The organism is Caballeronia sp. NK8 (assembly GCF_018408855.1).
In the GTDB taxonomy this organism is placed as follows: domain Bacteria; phylum Pseudomonadota; class Gammaproteobacteria; order Burkholderiales; family Burkholderiaceae; genus Caballeronia.
The window spans coordinates 728,869-751,349 of record NZ_AP024325.1; the positions used below are offsets into that span (position 1 = coordinate 728,869).

At 62.6% G+C, this 22,481-nt stretch carries 17 protein-coding genes and 2 pseudogenes; 5 read left to right on the top strand and 14 right to left on the bottom strand.

Features of this window, described 5'->3' with window-relative positions:
• Positions 1 to 7: 7 nt before the first annotated feature.
• From NK8_RS28730 to NK8_RS28760, 7 genes and pseudogenes are all read right to left on the bottom strand, one after another.
• Positions 8 to 1,546 carry an ABC transporter substrate-binding protein gene (locus tag NK8_RS28730; RefSeq protein ID WP_225936503.1) on the bottom strand — a complete coding sequence of 513 codons (1,539 nt, stop codon included), beginning with the start codon at positions 1,544 to 1,546 and terminating at the stop codon, positions 8 to 10.
• Positions 1,547 to 1,803: 257 nt separating this feature from the next.
• Positions 1,804 to 2,913, bottom strand: a complete 1,110-nt coding sequence (locus tag NK8_RS28735) for a LacI family DNA-binding transcriptional regulator (RefSeq protein WP_213233134.1) — start codon at positions 2,911 to 2,913, stop codon at positions 1,804 to 1,806.
• 245 nt (positions 2,914 to 3,158) lie between these two features.
• Positions 3,159 to 3,332: pseudogene (locus NK8_RS28740) on the bottom strand (LysR family transcriptional regulator); the annotation flags it as partial.
• Between the two features lie 280 nt (positions 3,333 to 3,612).
• Positions 3,613 to 4,380, bottom strand: coding sequence for an SDR family NAD(P)-dependent oxidoreductase (locus tag NK8_RS28745; protein WP_213233135.1), 768 nt, complete (start codon positions 4,378 to 4,380; stop codon positions 3,613 to 3,615).
• Positions 4,381 to 4,565: 185 nt separating this feature from the next.
• Positions 4,566 to 5,480, bottom strand: a complete 915-nt coding sequence (locus NK8_RS28750) for a LysR family transcriptional regulator (RefSeq protein ID WP_035942847.1) — start codon at positions 5,478 to 5,480, stop codon at positions 4,566 to 4,568.
• 504 nt (positions 5,481 to 5,984) lie between these two features.
• Positions 5,985 to 7,538 carry a methyl-accepting chemotaxis protein gene (locus tag NK8_RS28755; RefSeq protein ID WP_213233136.1) on the bottom strand — a complete coding sequence of 518 codons (1,554 nt, stop codon included), beginning with the start codon at positions 7,536 to 7,538 and terminating at the stop codon, positions 5,985 to 5,987.
• Between the two features lie 920 nt (positions 7,539 to 8,458).
• Positions 8,459 to 9,358 carry a LysR family transcriptional regulator gene (locus NK8_RS28760; protein ID WP_213233137.1) on the bottom strand — a complete coding sequence of 300 codons (900 nt, stop codon included), beginning with the start codon at positions 9,356 to 9,358 and terminating at the stop codon, positions 8,459 to 8,461.
• Positions 9,359 to 9,472: 114 nt separating this feature from the next.
• Here NK8_RS28760 and NK8_RS28765 point away from each other — a divergent pair, with 114 nt between their 5' ends.
• From NK8_RS28765 to NK8_RS28775, 3 genes are read left to right on the top strand one after another with little or no spacing between them, the layout of a single operon-like run.
• Entirely contained in the window at positions 9,473 to 10,828 is a 1,356-nt protein-coding gene (locus NK8_RS28765; RefSeq protein WP_213233138.1) for an MFS transporter, read from the top strand.
• Complete coding sequence (locus NK8_RS28770) at positions 10,825 to 11,814, top strand: hypothetical protein (protein ID WP_213233139.1); 990 nt, start codon at positions 10,825 to 10,827, stop codon at positions 11,812 to 11,814. Before NK8_RS28765 ends, NK8_RS28770 begins: the two co-directional genes overlap by 4 nt.
• Before the next feature lie 56 nt (positions 11,815 to 11,870).
• The gene (locus NK8_RS28775; RefSeq protein ID WP_213233140.1) at positions 11,871 to 13,577 is read left to right on the top strand and encodes a tannase/feruloyl esterase family alpha/beta hydrolase; all 1,707 of its coding nucleotides are present in this window, start codon (positions 11,871 to 11,873) and stop codon (positions 13,575 to 13,577) included.
• A 400-nt stretch (positions 13,578 to 13,977) separates the two neighbouring features.
• Here NK8_RS28775 and NK8_RS28780 read toward each other — a convergent pair whose 3' ends face one another.
• The 6 genes from NK8_RS28780 to NK8_RS28805 form a co-directional block, all read right to left on the bottom strand.
• Positions 13,978 to 14,670, bottom strand: a complete 693-nt coding sequence (locus NK8_RS28780; RefSeq protein ID WP_213233141.1) for an alpha/beta family hydrolase — start codon at positions 14,668 to 14,670, stop codon at positions 13,978 to 13,980.
• 677 nt (positions 14,671 to 15,347) lie between these two features.
• Complete coding sequence (locus NK8_RS28785) at positions 15,348 to 16,721, bottom strand: MFS transporter (protein WP_213233142.1); 1,374 nt, start codon at positions 16,719 to 16,721, stop codon at positions 15,348 to 15,350.
• 149 nt (positions 16,722 to 16,870) lie between these two features.
• Positions 16,871 to 17,503, bottom strand: coding sequence for a pyridoxamine 5'-phosphate oxidase family protein (locus NK8_RS28790; protein WP_213233143.1), 633 nt, complete (start codon positions 17,501 to 17,503; stop codon positions 16,871 to 16,873).
• A 98-nt stretch (positions 17,504 to 17,601) separates the two neighbouring features.
• On the bottom strand, positions 17,602 to 18,441 hold the full coding sequence (locus NK8_RS28795) for an adenylosuccinate synthetase (protein WP_225936504.1): 840 nt from the start codon (positions 18,439 to 18,441) through the stop codon (positions 17,602 to 17,604).
• 1 nt (position 18,442) lies between these two features.
• A complete protein-coding gene (locus NK8_RS28800; protein ID WP_213233144.1) occupies positions 18,443 to 18,907 on the bottom strand; it encodes a RidA family protein in 465 nt (154 codons plus the stop codon).
• Between the two features lie 111 nt (positions 18,908 to 19,018).
• On the bottom strand, positions 19,019 to 19,801 hold the full coding sequence (locus NK8_RS28805; RefSeq protein ID WP_213233145.1) for a helix-turn-helix domain-containing protein: 783 nt from the start codon (positions 19,799 to 19,801) through the stop codon (positions 19,019 to 19,021).
• 121 nt (positions 19,802 to 19,922) lie between these two features.
• Here NK8_RS28805 and NK8_RS28810 point away from each other — a divergent pair, with 121 nt between their 5' ends.
• On the top strand, positions 19,923 to 20,777 hold the full coding sequence (locus NK8_RS28810; protein ID WP_213233146.1) for an alpha/beta hydrolase: 855 nt from the start codon (positions 19,923 to 19,925) through the stop codon (positions 20,775 to 20,777).
• 325 nt (positions 20,778 to 21,102) lie between these two features.
• Here NK8_RS28810 and NK8_RS43740 read toward each other — a convergent pair.
• A pseudogene (locus tag NK8_RS43740) lies at positions 21,103 to 21,213 on the bottom strand (ABC transporter ATP-binding protein); the annotation flags it as partial.
• Between the two features lie 426 nt (positions 21,214 to 21,639).
• Here NK8_RS43740 and NK8_RS28820 point away from each other — a divergent pair.
• On the top strand, positions 21,640 to 22,449 hold the full coding sequence (locus NK8_RS28820; protein WP_162069098.1) for a transglutaminase family protein: 810 nt from the start codon (positions 21,640 to 21,642) through the stop codon (positions 22,447 to 22,449).
• Positions 22,450 to 22,481: the final 32 nt, after the last annotated feature.

The following is a 22,481-nucleotide window of genomic DNA, read 5'->3' on the forward strand; positions in this document are numbered from 1 at the left end:
ATATCCCTCATGCCCGCCCGACGGACACGCCGCCGAGTGCGAGCGAGAAGCCCGTGTTCACTTCGAAACCCTTCACTTCGCTGCGCCAGAGGTTCTGAACTTCCAGTGCGCCGATCCAGACCGCGGGTGCATCGCGCGCGATCGTCTGCTGCATCTTCGCGAGCAGCGCCTTGAGGTCGGCGGGTTCGTCCACGCCGTAACTCTTGTCGATCAGATCGACGAAAGCGGGATTGTCGTAGCCGGTCGCTTTCCATAGGCTCTCGGTCGGACGGAACAGCGCGTTCAGAAGGTAGGTCGCTTCCGGCGGCGCGATGAAACCCGTCAGCACCGCCTGATGATTCCCGACCATCGCCTGCGAAATCATCTGGCCGAAGTCGAGCGGCCGAAGATTGGCGCGCACGCCGATCGACGCGAGCTGCGACTGCATGAAGAGCGCGGTGGTCGAGGTATCGATCAGATACGCGGGCTGCACGTACAACAGATCGAACGACGCGCCCGTTGCGTATTTCGAGCGCGCGAGCGCGGCGCGGGCCTTCGCCAGATCGAAATCGAGGCTCGCGGCGCTGGCTGCGTCGTACCACGGCGAATCCGGCGCGAACGGCATGCTGCTCGCCTTGACCGCGCCGTAGCACAGGTCGCGGCAGATTTTCACTCGGTCGAGCACGAGTGAGACGGCCTGACGAAACGCGGGATCGTCGAACGGCGCCTTGCGCGTGTTGAGGCACAGCATCAGCGGACTCGTCGGCGACGGCCTGCTGTCACCCGCGATGCCCGGCGAGCGGCGAATCTGCCCGAAGAGCTGCGCGGGTGGCGCGCTGATGACCTGCGTCTGCATCGACATCAACGAAGCGAGCCGCGACGACTCCTCTGGAATGATGCGGAACATCACGCGCTCCCATTGCGGCTCGCCGCGACGCCAGTAATTCGGGTTGCGGCGCAGCTCGACGAAGTCGTTCGCTCGCGACTGCACGAAAATCCCCGGCCCCGTGCCGACGCCCACCGGCGCATGCCGGAAGAACTCGCCCGGGTGCTGCTCGCGGCTGCCTGCCGGAAAGATGCCCATGTACTTCGACATGTAGTCGAGCAAGGGCCGATACGGCCGCTTCAGGCGAATCACGACGGTGTTCGCGTCCGGCGCCGTCACCGCATCGATGACGGTCCAGAACGGGCGTCGAAAAGCCTTGTGCGCGGGATCGAGCACGTAATCGAAGCTGTATTTGACATCGACGGACGAAAACGGCTGGCCGTTCTGAAAGGTCACCCCGCGCTCCAGATCGAACCGATACGTCAGACGGTCGGGCGAGACGGTCCATGCGCGCGCCAGTTGCGGCACGCGCTGGCCGTGGGCATCGATGCCGACCAGATTCTCGAAGATCAACTGGTTGATCGCCATCACGTCGTGATTCGGCTGATTGATCGGATCGAGCGTCTGCGGATTGCTCGGGATCGCGACCGTCAGCACGCCGCCCTGCGCCGCCAGTGCCCGCTGGCCGAAAGCGAGTGGCAGCGACCAGCCCGCGAGCCCCGCTGCGCCCATTCGAAGCATCTGTCTTCGGGTTCTGTCGAAACTCATTGTTGTCCTCTGTGTCCCCGTTCTGACATTCGTGAATCGATTCACTAACGATACGAACCTGATACTTACACGTCAACCAATCAAAAATGAGGAACGCCGGAAATGCGATTCCAGCCGGCGAAATGCGATGAAAATCTGCCGCGCGCCCTTCGTTTGCCACTTCGGTGAATCGATTCACGAACGATCGCCGATCTGAAACACGCTGTCAAATCGGGTTGACCCTGAGAGGCTCAGCCGGGCTGAACGGTCCGCGCCCGGCGTCGACCCGGCGTGGCGGCCGCAACCGGCGGCGCGGCGCACGATTCGCGGATGATCATGCGCATCGGATGCCGCGACCGCCGGATGCCGGGCGGCGCGGTGCCGTCGAGCAGTTGCAGCATGAGGTCCGCCGCTTCCCTGCCGATGTCGCGCGGCTCCTGCGTCACGACGGTCAGCGCCGGCGCGCAGAGGCTCGCGTACTGATGATCGCCGACCGACACGACCGAGAAATCGCGCGGCACGCTCAGGCCGAGCTCGCGGGCGATCTGCAGCACCAGTGCGGCGTCGTTGAGCGGAGCGACCATCGCGGTCGGCCGCGACGGCCCCGCGAGTAGCGCGTGACAGGCGGGTTCGTCGAAGGCGTCGGTCCGCCGAATGAGCGCGGGATCCACTGCGATGCCGGCGGCTTCGCACTCGACGGTGTACCCACGCACCATCTCCCGCCCGACCCACGTGTGCTCGTGGCCCGCAACCAGCCCGATCCGCCTGTGTCCGAGCGACGCCAGATAACGCACGGCCTGACGGCATCCGTCGGCGTGATCGGTGAGCACCGAATGGAACTGGCCTTGCGCATCGCGCTCCCACAGCACGACGGGCATGTTCAGCGTATGGAGGATGTTGTAGTACGAGGGCGTCTCGTCATCGGAGATCACGCCGATCAGGCCGTCGAGGCGACGCTGGCGCAGGCTTTCGAGAAAGGCGCGCTCGCGCTCCAGGTCGTAGTGCGAATTGGCGATGAGAATCTCGTAGCCGCGCTCGCGCAAGCGAGTTTCGGCGGCGCTTACCATCTGCGCCGCCGTATGCTGTGCGATATCCGAGATCAGGCACGCGATCGCCTTCGAGCTCCCGCTGCGCATGCTGCGCGCCACCGCATTCGGCACGAAATTCAGCCGTGCGACCGCTCTCGTCACGGCCTCGCGGATTTCCGGGGCGACGTTGTCGCGCCCGTTGAGTACGCGCGATACCGAGCCCACGGAAACCTTTGCGAGACGCGCGACGTCCTGCACGGTCGGCGACCCTTGTGACGACTTGCGGCTGCGCGTGGAAGGCGGTGCGGACCCTGGTGTTTTCAGTTTCGGCATAGGCACTGACCGGCATCGACGAAAGTTTCGAATCGCAAATGGTGAATCGATATATTGCGATTATAAGCACTCTGCCGCTTGCCTACGTCGGCATCGAACGGGTTGGTCCTTGCAAGATTTGCTTTTTCCGCGCCGCTGCTTGAGCCGGCGCCTGGATTGCAGAAGTTTTCTTGCGAGCGATGCTTGAGTGCTCGAGTGCTCGAGTGCTCGAGTGCTTGAGTGCTTGAGTGCTTGAGTGCTTGAGTGCTTAGTTCGATGGCACGCGGTCGGCGTATCACCAGCAGACCGAGCGCATCTTCCAGATGGTGCAAATGTTGAGAGACGGCCGCCTGCGTCAGATCGAGCCGTTCCGCCGCGCGCGTGAAGTTGCCGAGTTCGGCCAGCGCAGCGAACGTGCGCAGCCATTGCGGGTTGAGCATGATGAGTTGTAGCTGCACCTGGCCATTCGTCGGTCAGGACTTCGTGTAACGCCCGATCACCGCAGCGGCGAGGGTCTCTGATCGACCTTGGGCGGTCAACCACTGGCACCGACATCGAAGCAAAAGCGGTCGCACTTGCGACGCGCAGCCGCTCCTGATGCTGTCCCGATCGGTTCCGTCAACTGTGTGCGAGTCCCTCGACTGGCACCGCTCGGTAGGTTGCACCGCTAAACCGATCACGGCGCCGCCGCAGTGTCAGCGAAATGCTTGGCGGCACGGGTCAGGCAATCCATCCGCCGTCGACCGTCAGGCTCTCCCCGGTCGTATAGCCTGCTTCGGGGCTGGCTAGATAAGCTACGGCCGCCGCGATTTCTTCCGGTTTTCCGAAACGGCCAACGCTTGCGAGCTTCGTCATCGTTGCGTGGTCTTCCGTGCCGGGTTGCGGAGCGAGTTCTGTATCGATCGGGCCGGGTTGCACCGCATTCACGGTCACGCCGAATTTCCCGAGTTCACGCGATAACCCGCGCGTAAAGCCTCTGAGGGCGAACTTCGAGGCGATGTAGAGCGTCACGCCAGGCAAGGGCGCGGCTTCGCCGAAAGCCGAGCCCACGTTGATGATGCGCCCCCAGCCTGCCGCGACCATGCGCGCAGCCGCGTCTTTAGCCAGTTCGATCGGCGCGCGCACATTCAGGTTGAAGTGCGTGTCGTACGACGTGTCCGACGAATCGAGGAACGGCCCATATTCGACTGTGCCAGCGTTGTTGACGAGAATATCGAGCCGCCCTTCGAAGCGGCCGCCGAACGCGCCATTCAGCGACCCTATGAGGCTCTTGACGCCTTCTGGCTGCGACAGATTGGCGCCGACAGCCTCAGCCTCGCCGCCGGCATCGCGGATTTCCTTGACGACGGCTTCAGCCCGCGCCGCACTCGACGCGTAGTGAACGATGACGGATGCGCCGTCGCGCGCAAGACGCGCCGCAATAGCTGCGCCGATTCCACGCGAAGCGCCCGTCACGAGCGCGAGTTTGCCTTTCAGAGCTTGGGTCATGCTTTTCCTCAACAGTAGGTTTTGAAGCGGTCCTCCGGCTTGAACAGCCGGAAGGGACTGCTGCATCGGAGCCAATGTTTCGTGCATTGGTTGATGCGTATCCTCCGCTGAGGCGGAATCGCCCGGTAGCCGCGGGCGGGGAATAGCGCCTATTCCTGCTGCGAGGGGGCAAAGGTGCGCAGCGTCTAGCCGGTGAGGCCTGCGCCAGAGTTGCGCTCATTGAGAAGGTGCTCGACAAACGCGATGAAGGCACGCGCCTTCGTGGTTGCCATGCGACCGGACGGGAAAACCGCCCACAGGTCGATCGGCGGCAACGTCCAGTCAGTCAGGACGGCCTGAACCGTGCCGTTTGCGAGTTCGGGGGCGAACATCCATTCCGAAGCGACGGCAAAGCCCATGTGCCCGAGTACCGCCGTGCGCATGCCTTCAGCCGCGTTCACGCTTATCCGGCCGGACAAGGTCACGGTCGAGTCGGAGCCGTCACTGCGGCTGAACAACCACGATTCACCGCCGCCTCGCAGAGAGTAAACGACTGCCTGATGCCGGTTAAGGTCGACAGGTGTCTGAGGGACGCCGGCTTCGGCGAAATATGACGGTGTGCCGACGACGAACCGCCGCGCGCTGGAGATGCGACGCGCGGTCATGGTCGAATCGTCCAGCGTGCCCATACGCAATGCGACATCGACGCCCTCTCCAAGCAAATCGACGGACCGATCGTCAAGTACGATGTCGATGCTCAGATTGGGGTGCTGGTCCAGGAAAGACTTGAGGGCTGGCAAGACATGCAGCCGGGCGAACGTAACGGCAGCGCCGATGCGCAACCGTCCCGACAAGCCTTCCGACGACTCGCGCACAGCCTGCTCGGCCTGATCGGCCTCATCGATGGCCCTCAGTGCGTGATCGTAGAAACGCTGACCGGCATCCGTCGGCGCGAGGCCACGTGTCGATCGCAGCAGCAGACGGGCGCCTAGACGTTCCTCCAGTTGTGCGACCGCCTTTGAGACGGCTGGCTGGCCGAGCTTCAAGCGGCGTGCGGCGGCAGAAAACGAACCCGCATCGACAACTGTTACGAAGGTCTCCATCGCCACCATGCGGTCCATGCGTCTTCTCCTAGCAGATCGTCAGCGAAAATGCGCAGTGTAGCGAAACGACGACCTCCCCAGACAAAGCACGCGTTAGGTGGGACGCGCCGACCTCACCTAGGCGGTCAGATGCTGGGGGCCGCTTTCTTTCAAGACTCCGATGACTGCCTTCGAGTAGAGTGCGGCCCCTTGGCAGCTTGCTCTCAAACGCGGCTGGGCGTCGCTGATTGGCCGAAGGCGATGATTGCCGTTGAATGCATTGAGGGGTAGTGAGACGACACATGAATCGTGCGCGTCGTATCAGGCGTCGCAAACCTTCCCTCATACGCAGGTGCTCTTCGAAAGCGTACGTCTGAGGGTCACGCGCGGACGCCTTTCGAGTCAACGCGCAGAACCTGTTCGGTCGTCTGTATGCGACAGCGAGAGCACGACTGTTGCAACTTAGTCTGCGCCGCAGCGTGACCGGCCGCGACGCATTAGTAAGGGACTTCGCGGTCGGCGAGGCCTGACTCGGACCGCGGCTCACTCGACTTGAAACACCGCGACCGCCTGACGCAACGTTTCGGCCTGCTCGGCGAGCGATTGCGCGGCGGCGGACGCCTGTTCGACGAGCGCCGCGTTCTGCTGCGTGACCTCGTCCATCTGCGCGACGGCCACATTTACCTGATCGATGCCCATGCGCTGCTCGCCGGATGCCGCCGCCACTTCGCTCATGATGCCCGTCACGCGACTCACGGACGCGATCAGACCTTCGATCGTGCCGCCCGCATGCTCGACGAGCACCGAGCCGTTCGACACGCGCGCGTTCGAATCGTCGATGAGCGTCTTGATCTCCTTGGCGGCCACGGCGCTGCGCTGCGCGAGCGCGCGCACTTCGCCGGCGACGACCGCGAAGCCGCGGCCCTGATCGCCCGCGCGCGCGGCCTCGACGGCCGCATTGAGCGCGAGGATATTGGTCTGGAACGCGATGCCTTCGATCACGCCGATGATGTCGGCCATGTGCGAGGAAGCCTGCGCGATGCTGCGCATGGTTGCGACGACGTCGTTGACGGTGTCGCCGCCCTGAGTCGCGTCGCCGCATGCCTTGGTCGCGGCGTGCGTGCCTTCGGCGGCGTTGTCGGCGTTCTTCGCGACGGCGCTCGCGAATTCTTCCATGCTCGCGGCGGTTTCTTCGAGCGATGCCGCCTGCGACTCCGTGCGCTTCGAGAGATCGACGGTGCCTTGCGCGATCTCGCTGGCCGCCTCGGCGATCGCCACGCTCGACGACTGAATGCCGAGCACGATCGTGTTCAGACGCGCGCGCATCGTTTCGAGCGAGACCATCAGACTGTCGGGGCTGCGGCCATCGACGGCGATCGCATCGCGCAGATTGCCTTGCGCGATGCGCGCGGCGAGCGCCATCGCTTCGCCCGGTTCGCCGCCGAGCGCGCGCGTGACACCGCGCGTGATGACGAGCGCGGCCACGATGCCGGTGAGCACGGCCGCCGCGCCGAGCGCGAGCATGATCGCCTTGGCGCGCGCGTAGGCGGCGTCGGCATCGCGGTTGGCGATATCGTTCTGTTCGTCCTGCAGCGCGATCATGTCTTTCGTGGTGCTCATCCACTCGCGCTGCACCGGCCGCAACTCGTCGATCAGCACGCGAATCGCCGCCTGCTGCTCGCGCGCTTCGGCAAGCGAGATCGCCTTTTCGATGATCGGCGCGGCGGCGGCCTCGTTCGCGCGCAGCTTGTCGAACACGGCGCGCTCGGTTGCTGAGGTGTGCTCGCTTTCCTTGAAGCGCGCGCCGAGCGCGCCGTACGCCTGCGCATAGCCTTGCGCCTGCGCGCGGATGCGCGCTTTCTCCGTCTCGACCGCGACCGAATCGGTCAGGAGCACGATGTTGCGCAGCGCGATCATCCGGTCGCTCACCGACAGGCTCAGCGCGTGCGCGAGCTTCGCTTCCGCATTGTTGACTTCGACGACTTCATCGAAGCGCGCCTGGATTTGCGACATGCTGACAAGACCGAAGGCGAGCACCGCGAACAACATCGACAGCACGAGGCCGAAGCCCAGGCCCAGTTTGGTGACGACCTTCATGGTTGTGATTCTCCGTAGACAGATGCGAGAGGGTTTCCCCCGATGGGAAATCCATTTCTTTCATGCTGTTTACGGACTGCCTTCGGTTTACTTTACAGTGCTTTCGCAGCTTTTTGACACGCCATAGCCTTAGCCAGTGCAGCCTTCGCTCGCACTTCCTCATTCGGCCATTTCGGACACTCAGGCATCGGTGCTCGTGAGGTTGCGTTGGGACTTCGCCCGCACCGTCGAGCCAAAATCCGACGGTCGTCGACGAACTTCCCTTTTCGTTCGTCAGATCACCTGCCTAAGCGTCTCAAGTCTTGCGCTTCCACTGCCGTTATGCCGACATCGCTCCGTCCTCGTTGGCTTGCGGCCACCCCAGCTGCGCGCGACGTAGAAAATCGAGAAAATAATAGAATGCGCTACAACATATGCGATACATGCGGAGCCGACGTAAGCGCTATGGCCTCTGTATGCAAACGCTGTCAGACCGCTCTGCCGCCGAATGCCCCTCCGGCGGACGCATCGGAGGAAACTGCGACATCCGCGCCTCAAGGCTTGCGCCGGCAGATCATGCTCGCGTCAAGTATCGCTATCGTCGGCGCGATCGTTGTTGGAGGGGTTCTCGCAACCGCACCGCGCGACGAAAGTCGAATGCAGCGCACAGCGGACGCGACTTCGGCAACTGGTCGTGTGCTTCCGGCTGAGGAGGCTGAACGCCTCTCTTCGATAAGTGCATCAAAGTAAAGCCGGACCACGACAACGCAGGCCTACGCCCAACGTTATCGGGGATAAATCCAGAGCGAGCAGACGTTCCAGGCCGCTGTGCGTTTTTGCAAGCCCGTCTCCATGCGGTTACAAGCACAGTCAGGGATTTGAAATTGGTAGGCGCGACGAGGTGAACCCGTAGCTACCGACGACGATACCTCACCCTTCTTTCACGCCGATACCTGAGCGAACTTGAGCACCATCTCCCTGAAGCGCGACGCGGCCGGACTCTGCGTCTGCGGCCGCGTAACGAGATGCAACGGCGCGCGAAACGCATCATCGCCGGCGACACGGCAATAGCGCACGCTCTCCTGTCGATATCGCTGCATCGACGCCGGTACCAACGTGACGCCACCGCCTGCCGCAACGAGGTTGATCGCTGTCACCATGCGCGGCACTTCGTCAACCACGCGCGGCGTGAAACCGCGCGCCTCGCACGCACGGATGAAATCCGCGTACATGCCCGGCGCGCCCGGCCGCCGGACGAAGATGAACGGCTCGCCGGTGAGTGCGTCCAGCGCCACCGCGCGCGCGCCGATCAGCACATGTCCGAGTGGCAGCACGAGCAGCATGCGCTCCTGCGCCAGCAGCTCGAAGCGCAGATCGACAGGCGTCTCGATGGGCTTGCGCAGGATTGCCACGTCGATCTGCCCGTTCGACATCATCTCGATGATCTCGGCTGCGTTGACCTCGCTCAGTTCGATCGAGATATCCGGATTCGTTTCCCGGAACGCGCGGATCGCCGTGGTCGCGAGCGGATGGAACGCCGCCGAGCTCGTCAGCGCGATACGCACGCGCCCAACCTGCCCCTGCGACACGCGCCGCGCATGCGTCACGCCCTGCTCTAATGTGCGCAAGGCCGCGCGCGCATGCTCCGCGAACGCCTGGCCGGGCGCAGTAAGTTCTACGCCGCGCGGCTGACGCAGAAACAGCGCGAAGCCCAATTCCTGCTCCAGTTCCTGAATCTGCTGCGACAGCGGCGGTTGTTGCATATGCAGCCGCGCCGCCGCGCGCGTGAACTGTCGCTCTTCCGCCACGGCGAGGAAGTAACGCAAATGGCGCAGTTCCATCGTGTTCACCTCTGGTATAGCCATTGAATATGGCAACACTATCCGATATGTATTTTACATTTGGCGGCATGCTTTTTAAGCTGGGTTCGCGCGATGAAAAATCAAAGGAGACATATGCAAACCGTGCTGAACACCGGCGCGCCGCTTGCTGCTGCCCCGCCGCTGTCGAACTCGCAGGTGCGCCGCGCGGTGCTGGCGTCGGTCATAGGCAACGGACTGGAATGGTTCGACTTTCTGATCTATGGCTATTTCGCAAAAACCATCGCGCATGTGTTCTTTCCAGTCGGCAACAACTTTCTGTCAATCACACTGACGCTCGCGACGTTCGCGATCGGCTTTATCGTGCGTCCGCTGGGCGGAATCGCGATCGGCGCGTGGGCGGACCGGCACGGACGGCGCAAAACGCTTTCGCTGCTGATTCTCCTGATGGCCGGCAGTACGCTGCTGATGGGCCTTACGCCCGGTTACGCCAGCATCGGCATCGCCGCACCCTTGCTGGTGCTCTTCGCGCGCGTGCTGCAAGGCTTGTCGGTCGGCGGCGAATTCGCGACCGCCGCCGCAATGCTCACTGAATACGCGCCGCCGGGGCGCAAGATGTTTTTCGGCAGTTTTCAGATGACCTCTCAAGCGGTCGCGCTGTTGCTGTCGTCGTCCTGCGGCTACCTGCTGACGACGAACCTGTCGAGCGAAGCGCTCGCGTCGTGGGGCTGGCGCGTGCCGTTTCTGCTCGGCGCGCTGGTCGGCCCGGTCGGCTTCTACATTCGCCACAAAGTGTCCGAATCGCCGGAGTTCGTGCAGCTGCGCCAGCAGCTCGGGCATGCACCGCGTCAGTCCTTGCGCACGTTCTTCCGCGAACGCGGCGACGCGGCGCTGTGTGCGATGGGCGTGATCATCATCGGCACGGCGACCAACTATCTCTGGCATTCGTACATGCCGCTGTTCGTCGAACGGCAGTTGCATCTGCCGCTGAAGAATGCGCTGTTCGGCACGGCCATTTCGGGCCTCATCGGCATTGCCGGCTATCCGCTGGCGGGCAAGCTCGCGGATCGCTTCGGCGCGTACAGACTTTTCTTTCCAATCACCATCGTATGGATTTGCGCCGCGTGGCCGCTTTTCTCGTGGGTGCTCGCGGCGCCGACGCCCGGGCGCGTGTTCGCCGCGCAGATGATCGCCACCGTCGTGCTGAGCCTGATGTCCGGCGCGCATCCCGGCATGCTGACGCAACTGTTTCCCACTGCAACGCGCTCGATGGGCGTCGCGCTGTCGTACAACATCGCCGTGACGCTGTTCGGCGGGCTCGCGCCGCTGACCGTGTCGACGCTGATAAGCGTGTCCGGATCGCGGATGGTGCCCGCGTGGTACCTGATTTTCGCGGGCATCGTGTCGCTGCTGCTGGTGGGACTGAGCGCATCGGGCCGGCGTCTGTGCCGCGAGCCGAATCTCTGGCCGAAGGACGGCGCGCGCTCATGACGACGCCCGTCGACGAAACGCGCCCGCGCAACGAAGTGCCGGTGCGAGTGGTCGGTGCCGCGCGCTTTCGCATCGCGACGCCGCGCGGCAGCGGCGCGGTGCCGGTGTTTCTGGGCGGCGCAACGGAGCGGGCGAGGATCGAACGCGTCGTCATCATGCTGCACGGACGTCTGCGCGATGCCGATGCGTATCTCCGTACGGCCGAGCGCGCGCTGCAAGCTGCGTCCGCGGCGGCCGAGTCGACGTTGCTCGTGGTGCCGCAATTCCTCGCCACTGCCGATGTCGAGCATCACGCGCTCGATGCCGACACACTGCATTGGGAATGGACCTCATGGATGGGCGGACTCGATGCGCGCGGTCCGTGCGCGCTGAGTTCATTCGATGTGCTGGACGCGTTGATCGAGCATTACGCGCGCTACCCGGCGTTGCGCGACATTGTCATCGCGGGACATTCGGGCGGCGCGCAGGTGGCGCACCGTTACGCGATCGTCGGGTGCGCGTCGAGCCGCGTTGCGAGGGTGCGTCATGTGATCGCGAATCCGTCGTCGTATGTGTATTTCGATGCGTCACGGCCCTTCCCCATGAGGCTACCGTGCGACGCCGTAAACGACTGGAAATACGGCCTCGCCCGCTTGCCGCGATATGCACGCGCCAGCGCGGGTGCGTGCGATCTGGAAGCGCATTACGCGCGCAGCGACGTGACTTATCTGCTGGGCGAACGCGATTGCGATCCGCTGCATCCCGCGCTGGACCGTACCTGCGCGGCGAATGCGCAGGGCCCGCATCGGCTGGCGCGGGGGCGGGCATATTACGCGTATCTGCTGGCGCGGCATCCCCGGCTGATCCATCGCTATCACGAAGTGCCCGGCGCGGGTCATAGCGGCGAGGCGATGTTCGTATCGGACGCAGGCGTACGCGCGCTGTTCGGCGATGACGTGCGCCTCGTGCGATCCGTCGACGCGGATGCGGGCGGCGCCAGCGAATAAGACAGGCATTTGCAGCAGGCCCGGGCATCCGACCCGTGCCCAAACAGGAGACGACCATGACGAGAAGAACATTGGGGCGCACGCTCGCCCTCGCTGCGCTATGCGCGGCGGTTTCGATGACGATGTCCGGATGCGGCGGCGATGACGGCGGTTCGTCCGCTGCTGCCGCGAACGCGCAGCTTCAATCGCAAGCGAACGCGCAGACCCAGACCCAGACAGCATCGCAACAATGCGCTGCGCTCGGCGGCATGGCGATTCCGGCAGCATCCATTGGCGCGCCGACCAGCGGCGCGAAGATCGCGACCGCGACGCTCGTCGAAACGAGCGGAGAGTATTGTCAGGTGAACGGCACGATCGGGCCTGTCGATCCGACTGCGCCGGTCATCAATTTCCAGGTGAATCTGCCGACCAAGTGGAACCACAAGTCGCTGCACTACGGCGGCGGCGGTTTCGACGGCACGCTGATCACCGGCGTGGCCGCGCTCGACATGGCGTCCACCGGCACGCCAACGCCGCTCGCATCCGGCTACGCCACCTTCAGCGACGATTCGGGCCACCAGAGTTCGAGCATCACGGATGGTTCCTTCGCGGCCAATGACGAAGCACTCGCCAACTACGGCGGTCTGAGTCTCAAGAAGACTCATGACGTCGCGATGCTGCTGATCACGAAGCGCTATGCGCAAATGCCGGAGAAGCGCTACTTCTTCGGCAGTTCGACGGGCGGGCGCGACGGTCTCACCGAAATCCAGCGCTGGCCCGCGGATTACGACGGCATCGTGGTGAACCGTCCGGCGCTCAACTACACCGGCTTGCGTCTGTCGAACGTCGTGCTGGGACGCGCGCTCTATCTGCGCAACGGCGCGGGCTGGCTGGACGTCGCCAAGATCGAACTGCTGCAGAACGCCGTGATGAAGGAATGCGATACGCTCGACGGTGTAGCCGACGGCATCATTTCCAACGTCGATGCCTGCAAGCTGCACGCGCTCAAGGTGCTCGCGTCGGTGCGCTGTCCGGGCGGCTCGGATGCGGGCGATAGCTGTCTCTCCGATCGCCAGCTCGCGACCGTCGTCACGATCGCCTCGCCGATGCTGCTGCGTTATCCGCTCGCCAACGGCGTGAGGCGTTATGCGGGCTACAACATCCTCGCCGGTTCGGTGTTCGCGGGACCATACACGACGCGCGATTTCGGCGAGTCGAATACGCCGTCGAATCCCGCCGGCAAGCACGACGCGAATCAGTGGGTGACGGGCGATCAATGGGTCAAGTACTTCGTCACGCGCGTTCCGACCTTCGATTCGCTGAACTTCGATCCGTACGATCCGGGCGCTTACCGCACGCGTGTGCAGACCGTCTCCGCCCTGAGCGATGCCACGAATACGGACGTCGGCGCGTTTCGGGCCAAGGGCGGCAAGATCATCATCACGCATGGCCTCGCCGATGAAATCGTCAGCACGGATTCGAGCACCGACTACTACAACGGACTGATCGAGCGCTACGGACGCGGAAAGGTCGATGACTTCGTGCGCTTCTATCTGATGCCCGGAGTCGGACATGGTACGGGGCCGTTTCATCCGGCGATCGACTCGCTGTCCGCGCTCGACCGCTGGGTCGAATCGGGCACTGCGCCCGAGACCCTGCAGATGAGCGACCTCAACACAGCGACACTCGGACGCACGCGACCGCTGTGCCGTTATCCTGCGTGGCCGAAATTCGTCGGCGGCAATGTGAACGATGCGGCGAGTTTTACGTGTGTGGACCGGTAGTAGTTGAACGAGAAACTGGTGAAGGCGCGGCTAAGCGGCGGTCTGCCGGCGTCTGCTGACGGTCGTGGACGCGCGATAAAACTGCGCCTTGTCGGCCTCTGCGGACGTTCGACAACGCCCTCATGATTGTCAGCAATATGGCGGTTTCGGGCGACCGCGCCGGGCAGTGACCGGCCAATGCGCGTTGTTCGACCCTCCGCCATCTGGCAAGACCACCGCAAGCGGATCTGACAAATTCACTCACTCGGCACTCGGAAAACGCCGTCGACGCGACAGGCGTCGCTTATCGTGGCTATGCGACAGACCATCTGCGGATAGCGAAGGGATTGAGGGGCGAATGCAGCACGGCGAGTTCGCCGGCTCCCCGTCCCGACTCTGCTACAAGCATTCCTGCGCTTGCTCAGGTAACGCCCACGAATTCTCCTTCGGCGAAGAACCACGCCGACATCGTCCGTGCCAGTTCGAGCACGACTTCCGCGTCGGTCCGGCCGGAGGACGCGCGCACGTGGAACGAATGATCTGCGTCGTCCACCACATGCAGCGTGGCGCGTGGCCCCAGCGACTCGACGACCGGCCTCAGCAGGTGAAGCTCGGCCAGCTTGTCGCGCGTGCCCTGCAGGAAGAGAATCGGCACCGTGACGTCTGCCAGGTGCCGTGCCCGCTCCACGCCGGGTGTGCCCGCCGGGTGCAGCGGGAACGCGACGAAAGCGAGGCCACGCACGCCGTCGAGCGGGGAGATGGCTTGGGCCTGGGACGTCATGCGGCCGCCGAACGATCTGCCGCCCGCGAAGAGCGGCAGGGCTGGCAGCCGCCGGCGGGCCTCTGCGACGGCTGCCTGCACGGCAGCATGTGCCACGGCTGGCGAGTCCACCCGCTTGGAGCCCCGCTCCATGTACGGAAACTGGTAGCGCAATGTGGCGACCTTGGCCGCCGCAAGCGCGTCGGCCAATGACGACATGCCGGCGTGCTGCATGCCCGCTCCGGCACCGTGCGCGAAGACATATAGGGCTCGCGCGTCCTCCGGCACTCGGAGGAGCGCAGAGATCTTAGAGCCGTCGGGCAGTGCCAGGGAAAGCGATTCTGGGTCGTCCATCGTATTCAGGTCGTGTCGTTGTGGCCTTTGCGCCGATTCTGCATCAATTGAGGCATCGGAGAGCGTTTGTGGCGGCCTCCGCCAAGGCATTGCGCAGGTGGAGTTTGCCGGCCGATCCATGAAGCGCGCCCATCGTAAACGGCGCTGCAGTCGCGATGTGTCGGTTGACGACCGCAAGCCCGACCGCAACGTGATCCGCGCTCTGAGACATTTGCGTGATAGCACGCTTGCATCATTGTCGGCGAGCTGTCACGACACTGCAATCAGCGTCAGAGGAAGTTCTCGAAGGGCAGTTCTTTTATCTGGCGCTCTGGAAGAGCATGTCCGGCTGCAAAAAGTTCTGGGTTCGGCCAGGTCCTGTCGGATGACCGACGCACGGAGCGTCGGCCTTTGCCGACATTGAGGCGGGTTCTTTTCAACGTCAGCAGCAAAGCAGATTACTGATGTTGGCAGCGTCGCGCGGCAGGGCCGCGACCGCCCGCATCAGCGAACTCACACTCACGAACCAAAGCGGTCACCTGACGCGAGTCAATGCTAATGTCTCAAAGCGGAGAGATGCCGTCATCCGGCACCAGTGACATCGGGCAATGTTCCGTCGTTGCTCTTGGGTCATACGGGTCGGTTGGCGTATTTCTTTGAAACGTTGTTGATGGAAACGTCGGGAGGTCTTCGAGACGTCAATCCGAAACGGCTTCGAGCACTTCGCCGCGTGTCTCGACGCCGAATCGCAGTACGACGAGTGATGCGATGGCGAAGCACGATGCGCCGAAAATGAACACCCCGCCTTGCTGTACGACCGGCAAGATCCATCCGATGAGCGTGGGCCCGAGCAATGCGCCGATCCGTCCGCAGAACGACGCGAACCCGCAGCCCGTGGCTCTCGCACGCGACGGATAGAGCTCGGGGGTGTAGGCGTAAAGCACGGCCCACATGCCGAAGGCGAAGAACTGCATGCCGGCACCCGTCAGGATCAATCCCGCCGAGGACGCACCCCATTGCGCTGCATGACCGAAGACATAGGTCATGACCGCCCCGCCGACCAAGGTCGCGACACACGTCGCTTTTCTGCCCCAGTGTTCGACGGCCCACGCAGCGGTCAGGAAACCCGGAATCCCGCCCAACGAGATGTACACCGTGAACAACACGGACTTCGTTACCGCGGAACCGGATGCCTGAAGCAAGGCTCCGAGCCACGTGTTCAGTCCGTAAAAGCCCAACAGCGCAAAGAACCAGAGCACACCGACCATCATGGTCCTCTGACGATAGGCGTCGGACCACAGCACCTTCAGCCCGCGCGCTTCATGATGGCGCGCGTTCACGGAAAGCGTGACCGGCGGAAGCGCGTCGATCTTCAGTCTGCTCATTACCGTGTGCTCGATACTCGAAACGATTTGCTCGGCTTCTTCATGACGTCGCTGAGATTCGAGCCAACGCGGAGATTCGGGCACGACGCGGCGGATGACGAACAGAAACAAGGCCGGAATCGATTCGATGAGAAACAGCATTCTCCAGTTATGCGACTGGAGCACGACATAGGACAGCAAGCCCGCGCATACAAATGCGATCGGCCAGTTTCCGTCCATAAGCGCGAGGTACTTACCGCGACTCCTCGCCGGAATAAACTCGGACAGGAGCGTCTGCGCAAGCGGCAACTCCATGCCCATGCCGATACCCAGCAGCACGCGGTAAATCCCCAGTTCGGTCGCGCTACTCGCGGTGTAGCACAACAAACTTCCTATTCCCCACACGATCATGCTGATCTGAAACACCGGCTTGCGTCCGAAACGATCGGCTAGCATTCCAGAGCAGACGGCACCGCACGCCATCCCTACAAATCCGGCACTGCCCAGCAGTCCGGCTTGCGCAGGCGACAGCCCGAACTCCGACTTGATCGAACCCAGGACGAACGTCATGGTGGCGAGGTCGACGTTGTCGAAGAAAAACGCAAGCGAAATGATCAGAAACAACCAGCGGTGGTAACCGCAAACCGGCAGTCTTTCGAGCCGGTCTGCCACGCCAAAGCATGTGACGTCGACATTGCCCATCTTCATTCGAGTATCTCCTCGGTGATTTCCTGTACGTGGATTTGCCGAATTGCTTCCCTGCGGCAAGATCACTATCAGTCGTCAAAAGAAGACAGGCGCGTTAGGAAATGTCGTCGATGGTCGCGCTTACGCCAAGTTATGCTGCCGCGCAACGGCTACACATCGCCCTGATCGCGCTTGGCGAATCGGTTCGGATCGAACGCATCGGGAGCGAGGCCGGACACCGTCGCGCCTGCGGCGAACGGGTAGCGAAGATACGGAGCCTGGGGCTGGCCAGGCGGAGAATATTGTCCGTCGGCGAGAATGCGCTTCTTTGCCGTCATCTCAATTACAGCGCAGCGAATCGCGATGATCTGATTGGCCGCGCCCTGTTCGATTGGCGAATAATCCTTTTCGGGGCGAAACTTATCCAGCGCCTGATTCTGGTGGCGAATGACGCCTTCGGTGTCGTCATCGATGGACGCATGGCAACGGGCAATCACGCTGTAATACTCGAGACTCGTATTCTGTCCTTTCGGCGCCTTGAGCAGCGCGACCGGCCTGTCCACCTCGATGGTGACGTGCCGGTTCTCACGCAGCTTCTGAGCGAAGCTGCCGAAGCGGGAGCAGTGGATAAGGAATGTATCCCCCGTGAAGGTGAAGCTCTGCGCGAGCACGTACGGAAAAGGCGTGTCGTTTACGGCGACCCGGCAAATCAGTTCATCTTTCAGGAAAGCGAGAATCGATGGCCAGTCCGTCCATGCGAGATCGCTTCGACGCATTTGAACGTTAAGGAAGGATGGAGTCATTGTGTTTATGGTTCATTGAAAGCCGATGATGTCGCCTCGCGCCGGACCTGTGCCTATGCCTGCGATCCGGCATCCGGTTCTTCGCTCGATATGAGCCATCAGACCGCGCAGCGATGGGGGCAAACTGTTATCCAACGGTCCTGCGAAGGCGGGAACCAGCGAAGCGACGCTTCATCGAATACGGGAATGGCGCCCGACGCCTTGTCGGGGAACAGAGCGAGACTGTCGCACTTGTTGAGATAAATCTCGTCTACGGCGTGACGAATCGCCGCGTCGGCAAGCTGCGAAACGTCGAGTGCGCCGATGCGGAATAGATCGTCCATCGTCACGAAAGGCCGGATGCGCGTCCACGCCGCCCGAAGTCGATCTAAGCACGCGGCGATATCGGCCTCATGCGCTTCGGAGCGAGCTTCCGACAGGCGGTCATACGCTGCCATCTGTCCGAACGCGAGGTCGAGGTTCTCGTGCAAATCGCGAAGCTGCACGACGGTACGGCAGCCGGAGCGCATTCTGATCGCAAGATCTGCATAACACGGACCGATGCCGTTACCTGTCGTTCCGATGTCCGATCCGTGAAGCACGTCCATACGGATATGGACGGGTTGCACGACGACGCAACGGCCGCTGATGCGCAGCCGTCCGTCGAGCGTCAGACCGGCGCGTTCCAGCGCGTCGATCTCGCCGGCCAGCTTCTCGAGATTCACCGCGCAGCCCGAGCCGATGTAGAGCAGCTTGTCAGGGTGAAATGCGCCCGACGGCACTTGCGCTAGCTTCGCGCTGCCCACCGGCGTACGGATCGTATGCCCCGCGTTCGCGCCGCCGTTGAACCGGGCAATGATGTCGTAGCCGTGAGCCAGATGGTCGACGATCTTCGCCTTGCCTTCATCGCCATACTGAAGGCCGACGAGAACGTCCGCGTAACCAGGCGTGATGCTCATCTCAGTCTTCAAGGACGAAGGTCGCTTCGACTTCGACCGGCGCATTGAACGGCAGGCTCGCGACGCCGACTGCGATGCGCGCATGTTCGCCGCGCTCGCCGAAGAGCTGATTGATCAGTTCCGACGCCGCGTTGATGATCGCCGGGGCATCGGCGAAGCGCGCCGACGTGACAACGTAACCGCCGACTTTCAGGACCTTCGAGATGCGCTCGAGGTGGCCGTCGGTCGCCTGATGCGCCCATCCAAGCATGTTGAGCACGCAGAGTCGCGCGGCGCTGCGCGCATCCTCGACGGACACCGCTTCCGGCACGGAGCCGGTCCATTGCGCCTTGCCGTCGCGAACCGGCAACTGCCCGGAGATCACAAGCAAGTTTCCATGTCGATTGAACGGCTTGAATGCTGCCCGGACCGGTGTATGAACGGGCAAGCTGAGACCTGCTTCCTTGATTCGATCGTAGATTGACATCTTCTCTCCTTGACGCCGCGAGGACGAGGCGGCTAGACATCATTCTGGAGAGAACGCATCGGTCATGCTCTCGCGGATAGGTCGCGTTCTATCGCGCAAATGCCAAATTCATCAGTCCGCCACAGTCCTGAAAAACTCGCTGGGGCTTCGTCCAAGTGATTTGCGGAACATCGCGCTGAAGGCGCTCGGGCTGTCATATCCGAGCACCGAGGCGATCTCGGTGACCGAGCGATTCTCGGCCAGCATCTGGACCGCTGCCAGCAGGCGCGCCTGTTGACGCCAGCGCGTGAATGTCATGCCCGTCTGATCCGGAAAGAGCCGGATGATGGTCCGCTCGCTTGCCCCGACCACTTTGCTCCAGGACTCGACCGACGTTTCTTCTGCCGGGTTTGCGATGATCCAGCGGCATATGCGCGCGATGCGCTCGTCGGCCGGCATCGGCAAGTGCAAGGGTTCGACCTGTAACGGCTTGACCTCGCGATAGAGCAACTCAACGACGAGCCCGTCTCGTCCTTGCTCTTCGTAGTCGACGGGCATCGCGACGATGGACGCGATCAGTTCCCGCAGAAGCGGAGAAATGGATACGACACAACAGTTCGACGCGTCGAGCGGCGTGCGTTCCGGCGCAAAGTAGAGCGTGCGCATTTCGATCTTCCCGACGGCCTGCATGCAGTGCCGAACGCCCGGCGGAACCCATACGGCCCGTTGCGGCGGCACGACCCACGAGCCGCCGTCGGCAGTGACGAGGATCGATCCCGCGTAGGCGTAAATGAGCTGACCTCGGACGTGCGCATGGTAGTCGATGAAGAACCGGTCCGGCAGATCGCGAGCCATTCCTCCCACAGGCCGCGCGATCGCCTGATAATCCTCACGGTCCTCGCTCTTTCCGAACATGGCGTTTCCTCGTTGATCGTTGTCACTTGCACACGCGCCGGCCAAACCGGGTCGCGATACGGTTATAGGCGATCCACAAGGATCGCTCATTCAATCACCCATCTGTTTCCCGAGGTACAGCATGCCGGTTTACCGCTCATTCGATCAAGAGGCGCTCGACAATCAATACAACGTCCGCGCAGGCATCCCAGACCATCTCGAAGTGTTCGCAAGGTGGAAGACGCAAAGCAAGCGCTTCCGTGCGGACCATACGGTCCGCGAAGACATTCGCTATGGCAGCGACGAGCAGCAGGCGTACGACTTCTTTCCTGCCAGGACGAACGGGCGCCCCGTGCTGGTCTTCATTCATGGCGGATATTGGCAGTCGCTCGACAAGTCGGATTTCAGCACCGTCGCCCGGCCGTATCTGGATGCGGACATCAACGTTGCCGTGCTCAACTACCGGCTGGCGCCTTCCGTGCGCATGGCGGACATCGTGTCCGACAACATCGAGGCCATCGCGCATTTGTATCGCAACGCGGAGGAGCTGAGCTTCGATCGCAATGCGATCTTCGTATCCGGGAGTTCGGCGGGCGGCCATCTGACTGCCATTCTCGCTGGGACGGACTGGGACAGCCGCGGCCTGCCGCATGATGTGCTAAAGGGCGCCTGCGCGATCAGCGGTTTGTACGATCTCGAACCGATTCGTCTTTGTTACCTCAATAAGGTCGTCGGACTGGACGAAGCGGAGGCACGCGCGTATAGCCCGAAGCTTCACCTTCCCAAGCGGCCGTTGCCCTTCATCCTGACGGTCGGCGGCGACGAATCCGACGAGTTCCACCGGCTGCAGGCCGAGTATCAGACGCTGTTGAACAACCACGGGCTGGATGTGCGGATCGTCCGACAAGCCGACGGACATCATTTTGATGCGGTCGATCGTCTCGGAGAACCGAACGCGGCGCTGTCGAAGGCTGTTATCGAAATGATCGAATCGTGAGCGTCGCAAAGCATTCCACCGGCACGCGGCCGAACGATATGGCGCGTGGGCCGTCGGCCTGCACTGGCCGATTGGGATCTTTATCGTGGGTGGCTTTCTATCTGGATTGGATCATGATTCGACGGCACCAGCGTAACGCCCACGAAACTCCGGTACGTCGCGTGGCATGAGTGGATCGGCGTGGCCTGTGTTCGTGGTCGCGGTGGTGCGCCTAGTTTCGCGCGCGATGCATGCGACGCCTCCCGCGCCGGACATGCCTCGCTCGCAGGCGGGCGCCGCGCATCTGACTCGCTTCCTGCGGTTGCTCCGTGCGAGCAGCCGCCGACAGCTCGGTCACGTCCTTCTCACCGATTTGGGCGCGTCCTTCGGCGACGCGCTCAAGCCCCGTGATCATTCACAAGGTGGTCTCCTTGCCGCAGCCGCTCGGGACGAGCAAGGGTGACGAGCAACTCCAGCTCGATCGAGGAGCTCACGTCCGGCCTCTTGGCGTTGAGTCGATAGGCCGCGGCGATCACCCTTGCCGGAATGGCGAAGCTCAGCAAGGTACTCTGAGGGATCGGTACCACCAAATGCAGCATTAGGACAGACAGCGCTTCGATGGCGGCTCCAAGAAGTCCCTGACGAGCCGGGCACGACAAGGCGTATGCACCTCCGACCCGCTCTTATATGGTGGATATTGCCTAAATGACCGCAGGTCTTGGCGCAAACGCTCGCGTTATCGTCTTTTCAAAACCCACGGCCATCTCAGGCCTCGGTGTTGCTCTCTGTAATGCAGGCAGGTTGCGCCAGCGACGGGATGGCTTCGGAGGTAAAAGCGTTCGGGTTCGCCGTCGGCGCCCGTTAATCTTTTGGATCTCACTCCATGAAGCTCCGTGTCGGTTTCCAGTTGACCTATTCCTGCACTCAGGCTACGCCTGCGGTGCTTCTGCTCAATACGCATCCATCCATGTCGGACAAGGTCGTCGTCGCCGATCGCATCTCGTTCGACCCGCCGGTGGCCTTCACTCACTACTATGACGGCTTCGGGAATCTGTGCACCCGCATCGTGACCCCCTCTAAGGGGGCTTTGACGGTCGCCACGGAAGGCGTGCTGGAGGTGCCCGATACGCCAGAGACCTACCCCGTGGAAGACGGTCAGCTTCCGGTCGAGGAGCTTCCAGACGACTGTCTTCAATTCTTGCTCGGCAGTCGCTACTGCGAAACTGACCTGCTCTCGAGCGTCGCATGGGAACTATTCGGGGGCCTCCCGCAAGGACGCGCCCAAGTGCTCGCCATTTGCGATTACGTACACTCCCATATCAAGTTCGACTACAAGACCGCAAGGGCCACCCGCACAGCCTCTGAAGCCCACCGGGAAAGAATCGGCGTTTGCCGCGATTACGCGCAACTTGCGGTCGCACTGTGCCGTTCCATGAATATCCCGGCGCGATATTGCACTGGCTATATCAGCGATGTGAATCTGCCACCGCCTTACGCCGACCAGGACTTCTGCGCGTGGTTTGAAGCGTATCTCGGCGGAACATGGCAGACCTTCGATCCGCGGAACAACGCTCCACGCACCGGCCGGGTACTTATGGCGCGCGGCCGCGATGCCACGGATGTGCCTATCAGCATGACATTCGGAGATGCCGCACTGGTCGAATTCAAGGTGATCTGCGAGCCGTGCGTATGACTTTCACACCGATTCTCAGAACGCCCTCAAAA